The 10,943-nt window shown below is 54.7% G+C and carries 14 protein-coding genes; 2 read left to right on the forward strand and 12 right to left on the reverse strand.

All coding sequences use genetic code 11. From position 1 onward, the window contains the following. Nucleotides 1–97 precede the first annotated feature (97 nt). Nucleotides 98–1,198, forward strand: a complete 1,101-nt coding sequence (locus NE547_RS18690) for a diguanylate cyclase domain-containing protein (protein WP_256176566.1) — start codon at nucleotides 98–100, stop codon at nucleotides 1,196–1,198. A 136-nt stretch (nucleotides 1,199–1,334) separates the two neighbouring features. Here the strand turns inward: NE547_RS18690 and NE547_RS17420 are convergent, their stop codons facing one another. From NE547_RS17420 to NE547_RS17460, 9 genes are read right to left on the reverse strand one after another with little or no spacing between them, the layout of a single operon-like run. Then, nucleotides 1,335–2,042: a nitroreductase family protein gene (locus NE547_RS17420; protein ID WP_186908497.1), complete on the reverse strand. Its 708-nt coding sequence runs from the start codon at nucleotides 2,040–2,042 to the stop codon at nucleotides 1,335–1,337. After that, nucleotides 2,039–2,449 carry a peptide deformylase gene (locus NE547_RS17425; RefSeq protein ID WP_186908498.1) on the reverse strand — a complete coding sequence of 137 codons (411 nt, stop codon included), beginning with the start codon at nucleotides 2,447–2,449 and terminating at the stop codon, nucleotides 2,039–2,041. The genes NE547_RS17420 and NE547_RS17425 overlap by 4 nt, the downstream gene beginning before the upstream one ends. A 20-nt stretch (nucleotides 2,450–2,469) precedes the next feature. Further along, nucleotides 2,470–3,660, reverse strand: coding sequence for an amidohydrolase (locus NE547_RS17430; RefSeq protein WP_256176567.1), 1,191 nt, complete (start codon nucleotides 3,658–3,660; stop codon nucleotides 2,470–2,472). Nucleotides 3,661–3,702: 42 nt separating this feature from the next. Continuing rightward, entirely contained in the window at nucleotides 3,703–4,245 is a 543-nt protein-coding gene (locus NE547_RS17435) for a DUF3795 domain-containing protein (protein ID WP_186908500.1), read from the reverse strand. 56 nt (nucleotides 4,246–4,301) lie between these two features. Further along, on the reverse strand, nucleotides 4,302–4,601 hold the full coding sequence (locus NE547_RS17440; protein WP_256176568.1) for a DUF1801 domain-containing protein: 300 nt from the start codon (nucleotides 4,599–4,601) through the stop codon (nucleotides 4,302–4,304). 19 nt (nucleotides 4,602–4,620) lie between these two features. After that, on the reverse strand, nucleotides 4,621–5,382 hold the full coding sequence (locus NE547_RS17445; protein ID WP_256176569.1) for an MBL fold metallo-hydrolase: 762 nt from the start codon (nucleotides 5,380–5,382) through the stop codon (nucleotides 4,621–4,623). A gap of 35 nt (nucleotides 5,383–5,417) precedes the next feature. Continuing rightward, nucleotides 5,418–6,053, reverse strand: coding sequence for an L-2-amino-thiazoline-4-carboxylic acid hydrolase (locus NE547_RS17450; RefSeq protein ID WP_256176570.1), 636 nt, complete (start codon nucleotides 6,051–6,053; stop codon nucleotides 5,418–5,420). 30 nt (nucleotides 6,054–6,083) lie between these two features. Continuing rightward, entirely contained in the window at nucleotides 6,084–6,497 is a 414-nt protein-coding gene (locus NE547_RS17455; RefSeq protein ID WP_256176571.1) for a DUF3795 domain-containing protein, read from the reverse strand. Nucleotides 6,498–6,525: 28 nt separating this feature from the next. Further along, nucleotides 6,526–7,497 carry a YafY family protein gene (locus NE547_RS17460; protein WP_256176575.1) on the reverse strand — a complete coding sequence of 324 codons (972 nt, stop codon included), beginning with the start codon at nucleotides 7,495–7,497 and terminating at the stop codon, nucleotides 6,526–6,528. 113 nt (nucleotides 7,498–7,610) lie between these two features. Between NE547_RS17460 and NE547_RS17465 the strand changes: the two genes are divergently transcribed. After that, on the forward strand, nucleotides 7,611–8,249 hold the full coding sequence (locus NE547_RS17465) for a DJ-1/PfpI family protein (protein WP_256176572.1): 639 nt from the start codon (nucleotides 7,611–7,613) through the stop codon (nucleotides 8,247–8,249). Nucleotides 8,250–8,281: 32 nt separating this feature from the next. On the opposite strand, the gene NE547_RS17470 is transcribed toward NE547_RS17465, so the two are convergent. The 3 genes from NE547_RS17470 to NE547_RS17480 form a co-directional block, all read right to left on the reverse strand. Next, nucleotides 8,282–8,662: a DUF5655 domain-containing protein gene (locus NE547_RS17470; RefSeq protein ID WP_186908505.1), complete on the reverse strand. Its 381-nt coding sequence runs from the start codon at nucleotides 8,660–8,662 to the stop codon at nucleotides 8,282–8,284. A 40-nt stretch (nucleotides 8,663–8,702) separates the two neighbouring features. Beyond that, nucleotides 8,703–9,569, reverse strand: a complete 867-nt coding sequence (locus tag NE547_RS17475; protein ID WP_256176573.1) for a radical SAM protein — start codon at nucleotides 9,567–9,569, stop codon at nucleotides 8,703–8,705. A 568-nt stretch (nucleotides 9,570–10,137) separates the two neighbouring features. Then, nucleotides 10,138–10,943 (reverse strand): IS256 family transposase (locus NE547_RS17480; protein WP_256176574.1); only part of this gene is annotated, 806 nt, incomplete at its 5' end.

Genomic DNA, 10,943 nt, shown 5'->3' on the forward strand with positions numbered 1-10,943 from the left:
GTTTCTTCCGGCGGCAGCAACGGTTTGATCCGTTCCCATTGTTCTTTTGTTAATTCATATCGTTTCATGCCCTTAGCTTCGCATAACTTGCTTTATTGTGCAACTTTTATTTTTCAAACAAGCCCTAGGAGCAAAATATGCCGAGTTGAGAGGGCTTGCCTCTTCGTTGCAAGAAAGGAGCAGGGACCTAAAGAATCAACTTTCTACCGAAAGAAAAGCATTTTTTGATGTCATGGGGAATAATGCGTTGTTTACGGTGCATTCCGACTTGACAGATGGGCTGATCATTGAAGATATTCTTGCGCCGGATGGAAGCAGCCTTCTTGCAGCCCTGGGGTTCAGTGTTCCTGCCCCCTATGATGAGGAGGGGCGTGCTTTCATCGAGAACAATCAGGTTGAGATGATTACTCCAAATGCCGCCCGCTGCTTTCAACACAAAGAGGCAATAAACATATTTTATGAAGGAATAGGTTCTGCTCCGTATGACATTTATATTGGCTCTACCGATATGTATGTCCGCATGAATGTTATCTTTTATAAAAACCAGGATAACGGGCATATCATGTGCTACTGTATGTGTACAGATATTAGCGAACAATATAAAGAAATCCGGCAGCTCAAAAAGCTGGAAACGATAAATGAACAGCTGAAATATGAATCGACTCATGACGGAACTACAAGGCTATTGAATAAATCAGCTGCGCAAGAACAAATCAAAACTTGCATCAACAGGAAGGACGGCAAAACAGGGGCATTGGTTTTGATAGATATCGATAGCTTTAAATCCATTAACGACCGTTTTGGCCATACTGTTGGAGACAAAGCTATTCTCAGTGTTGCCGAAACAATAAGAAAGAGGTTTCGGCAAACAGATGTATTAAGCCGTTTTGGCGGAGACGAATTTGTTGTTTTCATAAAAGATGTCTCCAATCCTTCGGGGCTCATGGATAGGATTGCAGACTTCTTATCGCATGTGACCGAACTGGTGATCGAAAAAGATAGGTCTGTTTACTTGACCTGCAGTGCTGGGATTGCCATCGCCAAGAATGGTGAAACGGATTTTGATACGCTTTACCGTCACGCAGACACAGCCCTGTACGTTTCGAAAAATAACGGGAAAAATAGATATTATGTATATTCAGAGGAAATGAGGCTTGAGGATGCGTCTGTTGGCTCGGTAGAGCTTAGCCCCCAATAGACTATATACAAAGCAAATAAAATTATAGATACCAACAAATATGAGGTAAAAGGTCTGGACATTCCAAGGCGGCGGCTGTATACAGCCGCCGCCTTTTGCAAAACGCCCCCGGCTATGTCGATCGGGAAACATAGCGTTACTCCTTCAAAAATCTTCCGTCCTGCCCAAACGTGAAGCGGCCGCCCGCCGCCTCGGCGAAGTGCAGCTTGGCGATGCCCAGGTCGATCCAGTCCATCGCCCGGCTGGCGTCCACCGCCGCCGTGACCGTGCCGCCATCATAGGTAAAGACCGGTTTCTGGCGGTTCACCGCGCTGGGAGCCAGACGCACGGCCTCCATGGCCGCCAGGACCCACGCGGGCGCGGTTTCATAGCCCCGCAGCCGCTGGGATACCGGCTTTCGTTTGCGGCTGAGGGCATGTCGAATCAGCTTCTCCTTCGTGGACTGCTCTGCCACATGGCCCACCGTTATCACGCACAGCATGGTTTCCCCATTGGGGATTGCGAACTGCCCCCGGTCAAAGGTGCCGCCGACCCAGCAGGTGCCAAGGCCCATGTCCGTCAAATCCAGCATCAGCTGCTCGCCGTAATAGCCGAGCTTTTCGGCCAGGTCAGGCAGGTCCGCCGCCCCCTTCAGAACGATGACGGAGCGCACGCCGGAGAACATTCCGTAGCTCTTTCGCATGGAGGTGAACGCCTTCCCGGCGTCCTCCGCAAAGGCGAAGGCCAGCCCGGATTCCCGGTTCAGTCCGTCGACCCCTGCGCGGATGTCCTCCTGCAGCTCCGCCGCGATGGGCGTTTGCAGATAGCTCCGCCTGGAGATGCGATTGCGGATGGCCGCTCTCATATAATGATCCCCTCGCAGTGGTCGATCTCGTGCTGGATGATCTCCGCCGTCCAGCCGGTGAAGGTCTTGAAGCGCACCTGGAACGCCTCGTTCTGGTACCGCACCTTGATGGACCGGAACCGTTTCACCGTCCGGGCACCGGTGAGGGACAGGCAGCCCTCCTCCGCCTGATAAGGCCCGGAGCATTTGACGATCTCCGGGTTGAACAGGACCATGTGAGTGCCCCCGTTGTCGAAGGCGATGATGCGCTTGTTCGCGCCGATCATGTTGGCCGCCATGCCCACGCAGCCATCCTTGTGAGCTTCCAGCGTTTCCAGTAAATCCTGCGCCACGCAGAGGTCGTCCGCCGTAGCCGGCTTGGCCTTCTGGGCGAGAAACGCTTCGTCCTTGCAAATTTCCCGAATCATATACGGTCTCCCCCGTGTGTTTATTCTCCTGCCAGCCACTTCAGGGCGCTGAAGGCGTGGAGCGCCGCGCCCCGGGTCAGAATGTCCTCGTTGAATACGACGTTTTCATTGTGCATGGGTTTTCCGAACCGCGGGTCCTCTGCCGCCGTACCGGCGCCCAGCAGCAGATAGGCGCAGGGCAGCTCGTAGGTGTAGGACGCGAAATCCTCCGAGCCCATTCCGCCCTCGTCCAGGGGGTAGACAGAGCGCTCCCCGAACAGCTCTCCGGCGAACCCCGCCATGCTGTCCACCAACTCCGGATCGTTGATCAACGGCGGCGCAGAGGCCAGCTCCTCCGCCGCAGCGCTGCCCCGGAAGGCCTCCGCCGTACCCTTGGCGATGACCCCGATGCGGTGCATGATCTTCGCGGAGAGCTCCCGATCAAAGGTGCGGATGCTGCCCTCCAGCACAGCCTCCTGCGGAATGATATTGGGGGCCTCGCCGCCGCTGAATTTCCCGATGGTCACAACAGCGGGCGTCTTTGCGGCGATCTCTCTGGCGGTGATGGTCTGGAGCGCCAGATAGACATGGGCGGCGATGTTGAGGGGGTCCACGCCGGTCTCCGGCATGGCGCCGTGGCAGCCCACGCCCCGGACGGTCACACGGAACAACGTGCAGCCTGCCATGAAGGTTCCCCGGCCGCACAGCACCAGACCGGAGGGTGTGCCGGAGTTGACGTGCAGCGCCAGTCCGGCCTGAGGTCTCGGGTCGTTCAGAACCCCTGCCGCCAGCATGGCCTTGGCTCCCGTAAAACCCTCCTCATCGGGCTGGAACACCAGCTTAACGGTACCCTTCAGCTCGTTTTGATGCGCTCGCAGAAGCCGCGCCGCCCCCAGCAGCATGGCCGCATGCATATCGTGGCCGCAAGCGTGCATGGCGCCGTTTTCAGACCGAAACGCCAGATCCGCCTGCTCCGTGATCCTCAGGGCATCCATATCGGCCCGCAGCAGGATGCACCTGCCCGTGTCCTCGCCGGTGATGGAGGCGACGATGCCGCTCTCGCAGATCTCCTCCGGCTCGTAACCAAGGGCGGTAAGCCGCCGCTTCACATATGCGCTGGTTTCCGGCAGGCAGGTGCCCACCTCGGGACTTCGATGGAGATTCCGCCGGTCGGCAAGGATCTCCGATCGGAATTGCTCCGCGGAATCCAAAATTGCTGTTGCATCGATCATGATATCATACTCTCCTTACAGTTGTGTCTATCCCGAATCATGTCATGTTCTCCCGGTTTTCTTGCGGAGCTTTAATTCCACATTTCTTCTGCCGGCGATCGTTTGAAGTACCTCCGCCGCGTATCGGCTCTTTTCCTTCATGGGCAGTTCCCCGGCGGTGTACAACTGCTCCATGGCCTCCCGCAGCTCGGACAGCTCCAGCAAATTGACCGCCAAGCAAAAGAAGGTCTTTCGGCGGCCGTCGTTATAGTGTTCCAACAGCTGGTTCAAAATCTGCACCTTCTCCGCCTGCTCGCGGTTGTACGCGCAGACGCCGATCTTCCGCGCCCGTTCCAGATCCGCTTTCTGCCGTCTGTGGGTGATAAACGAGTCGAATTCCTCGCATCCGCTGTATTTTTCACAAGGGTATCGCCCGCATTCATGGCAGTATTCCACTTTTCCATGCTCCAGGCTGCACCGGGCGATGGCGCAGGATTGGTTCCCGTTCCCGCACCCGCCGCAGTACTGCCCCAAAAACATGGGGCACAGGCCGCAGTTCAGCCCGCAGAGGGAAAGCAACTGATTTTTTCGTTCGAACCCTTTCATGCCGTCAACTCCCCGAGAAAGGCTTTCACCGTTTTCTGCACTGCCGCAGGCGCCTGCTAGTCGCCGTATTGGACATTGATGCACCGCTTGCCCGCCTTGCAGGAGGGCAGCTCCGCCCCCCGGCCGGGCCGCATAGTCCGCGCCGGAACAGCGGATGCTGAAATGGTTTTTGCCGCCGAGAAGGCTGCATGGCCCTCATTCCTCTTTCGGCCCACCCGCCGTATGGGCAGGGAGAAGGAGAGATCCGGACGCAGACCCGGGAACTCCCGCGCCAGGAAGGCGGCAAACTTCCTGCCGCAGGCCTGCCCGTTCCCGTTCTGGGTCTCGAAATATTCCGAAATTGCTCCAGACGCCATGGCGCGGCTCCTCATCGGTTCACAGCCGGATTCCCCAGTCGCCATAGTCGAAGGCGCCGCTGCCGTGATGAAGCTTTCCCTCCGCCTTAAGCCGCCGCAGGGCCTCCCGCATACGAATCAGGATGTCCGGCTGAATCTCCAGTGAATGGTGTGCGGGAAATACCTTTTTTACAGGCAATGCCGCGATCTTTTCCAACGAGGCGAGATAGGCCTCCGGGCCGGTGGAGGGATAATAGGCAAACAGCACATCCTTGTAAACCAAATCGCCCGTAAATAAATACCCGTTTTCCTTCTCCCAAAAGCATAAATGTCCCGGCGCGTGTCCGGGTGTATGCAGCGCTTCAATTTGCCGCCCGCCGATGTCAATCACAGCATGGTCGGCCAGCACCTTTGTCGGTATCCCCTGGAAGAACTCATAATTGCTTACGTCAAAGCCCTCGGGCAAATCACAGCGGTCAACGACCATTTCCCGGATTGTTTCCATGGACAGGGGAAACCCGCCGTTCAGCCAGTCCAATTCCGCAGAGTGGGCATAGAAGTCGGGAAAATACCTGTGTCCGCCTATGTGGTCCCAATGAACGTGCGTCGCCACCGCCGTAACGGGCTTATCGGTGAGCTTCACCACTTCGTCGTAGATGTTGCAAATACCAAGCCCCGTATCAATCAGCAGGCTCCGTTCCCTGCCGTTCAGCAAATAGCAGTGCGTTTCCTCCCAGTGCCGGTATTCACTGATGATGTAAGTGTCCGCGTCGATTCTGTCTTTTGTAAACCAGTCGTTCATGGTTCTGCGCTCCTTTGACCTCTCGTTTTTCCGGTTCATAAAATTGGGCTGTATCCGCTCCTGCGCCGGTAATGGCAGTCACAGAACGGGCCGCCGGATGCGAGGGTGTATTCCCGGGTAAATACCGTGTTTGTATGCTCTGCCATCTCATAATCGTAGGCGCAGAGCGCAGGCGTGATCTCCGGGATACCAAGCGTCCGGAACAGCTCGCAGATCCCGCACCGGTCGAATACCGCGTCAAAGCTGTCCAGCGTCGTCCCGGGGGTAAAGACATAGCGCCAGGAGTAGGGGTTCGTGGAGCGCCGGCTCTTTTCCGCGTCTTTTGCCAGCCGGTTCTGACGTCTCTGCGAGAAATTATGCGTATTTCGAAGCACCAGCTTCATCACAGCGTTATCGTTCATGGACCGGCGGTAGTATTCCTTCATCTGCTCCACCCGCACACGATGCGGCAGAGACAGATACACAGCGGCCACCATCGCCGCGCTCAGGATATTGACCAGCAAAACGTCATCCGCCCCGAACGGTGGAATCCTGCCAATGATCGTTTGGTACCGCTGTTTGGCCTTGTCCATGACACGCTTCCCGTCGGCCGCGCCGAGTACGTCGAGGTTTGCTTCAAAGCGCCCACGGAAGATGCTCCACACGGCAGCTGGGACGATTTGCATTTTCATTGTGTTTCGCCTCGTTCAACCGGGATCCATCTATTTCATTTTTTCGTGACACTCGCTGCATTCTCTGTCATGGATTGAAATAATTCCACCGCAGTTGGGGCAAGTATATCGTTTCTCCTGTGCCTTCATAAAGAGGTCCAAACCGTATTGACGAACAAATTCACTGTTTTCCATAAGGCTTGCTTGATACCTTATGCTGTAGCTCTTTTCAAGGCTTTTTATCAACCTGCACGGATAATCGGAACACTCAAAGCAATAGGACAATTCCTTGGTTTTGACACAATCCTTTATTTTGCACGTGCGGCAATGTTCCGGCTTTCCTCTGTCGCTGTTTAAGCAGCCTGCGCATGGTTTTTTGTGATAGCAATGCTTATAGCAGACCAGGCAATTCATCCCGCAAGGAGCAAACATCATCTTATCAATTAGTCCTTTTGACATTTTCATACCATTTACCACCGCTCAAATTCCAATTTTACACCTCGTCCAACCGGGGTTGCTCTGAGAAAGGATGCTCCTTTTCGTATAAGGCGGCTATCTCCTGTACCCTGCGTTTCATTTCCGCGCGGATATGCGGCGGCTCCAGACATTCACATTTACTCCCAAAGCTCATCAGAATGTCGTAGTAATAATCCTTCTCGATGAAAGGGAAGGTCACAATGTAGTGTTCCTCACCATCTGGCAGAAAGTGTTCATATGAGCAAAAATCCAGCACCCGTTCCATGACGGATTGATGAATGCGGATTTTGATTTCCATCTGCATCGTTTTCAGAAGATCCGCAACGTCCAGCTGAGGCTTTTCGTAATCCCGCGGCGTGAAAACGTCCTCCCGCATCTGCAGGTTCGACATGCGGGATAGCTTGAATAAACGGAATGCATTCCTTTTGCGGCAATACCCTTGCAAATACCAGTGATTGCTTTTCAGCACAAGCTGATGCGGCTCGGCTGTCCGCTCGGTCTCAATTCCGTGGCGGTCCGTGTATGCAAAGGAAAGCAGCCTGCTTTCCTGCAACGCGGTTTTGATCATTTCTACATACGGCTGTATGTTCTGATTGCCCATCCACGGACTTAAATCAATGTGAAGCTGATTCGCTTTTAATGCGATATCGTTTGCCTGGGCGGCAGGAACAAAGCTCTTGACCTTCGCAAGCGCGTTTACCAGCTCATCCCCTCGCATCACGCTGGAAAGGTTGGAAAGCCCCATTAGGATGGCGGAAAGATCAGCGGTCGAAAAAACACGTTTATCAAGCTTGTATTCCCGCATGATCTCAAAGCCGCCGCCCACTCCCGAAGTGGAACAAACCGGAATCCCAGCCATATTGATCGTGTCCATGTCACGGTAGATCGTGCGGGGCGAGACTTCGAACATCTCTGCCAGCTCCTGTGCGCCGACCCGTTCTTTTTCAAGGAGTATCATAATCAAACTGACAAGCCTGTCTACCCGCATCCGACGGCCGCCTTCCCAAACTCCCTTTTCATCGTGGATTATTGCCACACTATTGTCAACGATCGCATAGTACAATAAGATCATCAAAAACACAATGAGAACGGAGAAATTTTATGGTTACAGTCTATGTCTACATTCTGGATACGTTAGCTGATTGGGAACTGGGTTATGTTACCTCGGAGTTGCATTCCGGACGTTTCTTCAAGAAAGGCGCCCCTCAGTTATCCCTCAAAACAGTTGGTAATGCCAAAGATCCGATTCATACGATGGGCGGGCTGACGGTGGTGCCGGATTGCCTGATTGACGATGTTGCTGTGTGTGAAACCAGCGTGCTGTTGCTGCCGGGGGCGAATACATGGAACGACCCCAAACAGGGGGCGATCATCGAAAAAGCAAGCGAACTTCTCTCGGCAGGCGCTACGGTAGGTGCGATCTGCGGGGCTACCGCAGCCCTTGCCGGTTTCGGGCTGTTGGATGGGCGTCCGCATACCAGCAATGGGCCGGGATTTCTTGAAATGGTTGTTCCAGGTTACAAGGGACAAGGCTATTACATCGACCAGCCGTCTGTCTCGGATCACAACCTGATCACCGCAGGCTCCACCGGAAGCTTGCTGTGGGCGAAGCAAATTATTGCGCATTTGGGCGTTTTTGCATGGAATACGCTGGAATCCTGGTATGCATACTTCAGCACCGGTAAACCGGAATACTTCTACGCCCTCATGCAGACGTTGCCGTCCGGTGATGAGGCGTGATTTGCCGCTGCCTTGTTTGTGGCTGCCTGCAGTCAGCGCACTCCTTCTTTCACCAGCGCAAAAGCGTGAGCCTCCCGCAGCCAGCCCATCAACTCGCCGTCCAGCTGGTCCGGCTCGGACACGATGGTGTGGTGGGTCCAGCGGTTGGGGTACGGCTCCACGGCCGCGGCGATGCGGGGCGAGTCCAGCCGGTGGGAAAGGCCGAAGGTCACGATTAGGAACACCTCCGGGCAGCCCTTCATCCGCCGCAGGGACACAAAGGCATAGCCGTACTTCACCTTGAAGGTGATTTGGGATTTTTGCACCTGCAAAGTGGTATCCGGGCACTCGGTCAGCAGCTTGTTCCGCAGCACCTCATACAGCGGTAATGCGCCGGGCGTCGTATTGAAAAACATCCGTTCATCTGATGTCATAATGAATCCTCCCTCATTCCGCCCGTGCCGCGCGGCCCCATCAAAACAGGCTCAACTGCTCCTGCCGGTTGGCTTCAAACTCTCTGAGGTACTGGAAAACCGCGTCGTTATCATGTAGAATTCCGGCCTCATTGCAGCGTCGGTGGAACAGCCGCATCAGCGCTCCGCCATTTGGGCTGTCCAGCAGATAGGCGCTGCCGTACCGGCGGATATACTGCTCCTTCAGGCCGGGGAACTGCCGGTCCAGCTGTTTGTAAAAGTATTCCCGGCTGCCCTCCCGCAGCGTCAGGCCCATGCCGAAGCAGATGACGCCCGTCACGCCCGCCTCAATGCAGTAATCCAGAATCCCGTTGACGTTCTCCGCCGTGTCGTTGAGAAACGGAAGGATCGGGCAGAGCCAGACCACCGTGGGAATGCCGGCCTCCCGCAGCGTTTTCAGCGCCGCGAACCGTTCCCGCGTGGTGCTGACATTGGGCTCGATTTTGCGGCAGAGGGCTTCGTCGTAGGTGGTCATGGTCATCTGGATCACGCACTTGGTCCGCTCGTTGATGCGTTTCAGCAGGTCAATATCCCGCAGGATCCGGGTGGATTTCGTGATAAGGGTCGCGCCGAAACCGTATCGCAGGGCAAGCTCCAGCGCCTGCCGGGTGTGGCAGAGCCGTTCCTCCAGCGGAATGTACGGGTCGGTCATGGCGCCCATGCCGATCATGCAGGGCTTGCGCTTGCGGCGCAGAGCGTCCTCCAGCAGCGGAATGGCGTTTTCCTTGACCTCGACGTCCTCAAAATCGTGCTCCATGTGGTAGCAGGCGCTCCGGGAGTCGCAGTAGATGCAGCCGTGCTGACAGCCGCGATACAGGTTCATGCCGTTCTTGGCCGATAAGATTCCTTTTACCGTTGTGTAGTGCATCCCGCGCCCCCTTTCCCGGTGAGCCCATTATAGCAGAATCGCGTGCCGGCCGGTATCATATTTCTGCGGATATTTCCACCTTTCTGTGGTATGTGCTTGTATTGCAAGGATTGAGAGGATACAGGATATAGTCATAACCACCGGCTGTGCCTAATCTCATTAAGATAGCCACCCCAACGAAACCGCTTCCGGGAGAGAATCTCGGAGGCGGTTTCGTAAACACATACATCAGAAAAGAGGACACGGCAAAAGCGCGGAGTTTCCTCCGCGAAAAACGAATGTGAAATAACCTCAAATCATCCGGTACTGAAAACCGGTCGGGCGCTTCACACGCATATTCCTCGGTTTTTGCTGGCCAGGCCGGATGGGAAGCAGGAACTTTGCAATCAAAGACTCCACATTATAGAACGTCATTCTGGAAGATATCTCCTGCTTGATGAATGGGCGCTTTTTGGCATGAAAGTGTGTCAGCGCTTCAAATCCCGGAAAGATGTCTCGATGCCCCAGCATTTGTGGTAAAGCTTACGGAGCAGCAGAGGCGGGAACTGGTCTGCGGGAAGGTTGGTGATTACGGTTTCGTACATGCCCTCTTTGACCGCAAATCTGACCATACGTAAGGAGATCGGATACAACGCATCGCTTGCGTCCCTGATATAGTCGAAATGAACCTTGCTGAGGATCCAGCGGTACTTCCAATGGCATTGGTGGTATAAATCAGCCGCCGGACTTCCTGAGGAAACTTGAAATAGGTACTCAGATTGGGCCAGTTGTCCTGCCAGGAGGCCGAAATCTTCGGGTATTTCTTGTCCCACCGCTGGGCAAATACATCCAGTGCTTCCAATGCAGCAGCCTCGTCCACGGCTGCATATACCGCTTTCAAGTCTGCCATCAATGCCTTCAGATCCTTGTAGGAAACATATCTGGTGGAATTGCGAATCTGGTGAATGATACGGTTCTGGATTTCCGTTTTTGGAAAGACTGCCTCAATGGCAGCAGAAAACCCAGTCAGATTGTCCGTGCAGGCAATGAAGATATCTTCCACACCTCGATTGCGCAAACCATTCAGCACAGTTGCCCAAAACTTGGCGCTTTCGTTTTCACCGACCCACATTCCCAGAACATCTTTCCGCCCGTCAAGGTTGATGCCAATGGCAATATAGACTGCTTTCTTGACGATCTGCCCTTCGCTTCTAACATGAAAGTGGATGGCATCCAGAAAGACTACCGCATAGACGGGCTCCAGTGACCGTTGCTGCCTGAAATCAAGGCTATGCCGGCAGAGGGAAAAACGCAGCGGGAAGTTGCAGAATACTATGGCTCCCAGAATAAGCGGGTGGGGAAAAGGCTGCTTGAGCGGGAGCGGAGAAAAGAACG

This window comes from Flavonifractor sp. DFI.6.63 (genome assembly GCF_024462255.1).
Classification (GTDB): Bacteria; Bacillota; Clostridia; order Oscillospirales; family Oscillospiraceae; genus Lawsonibacter_A; species Lawsonibacter_A hominis.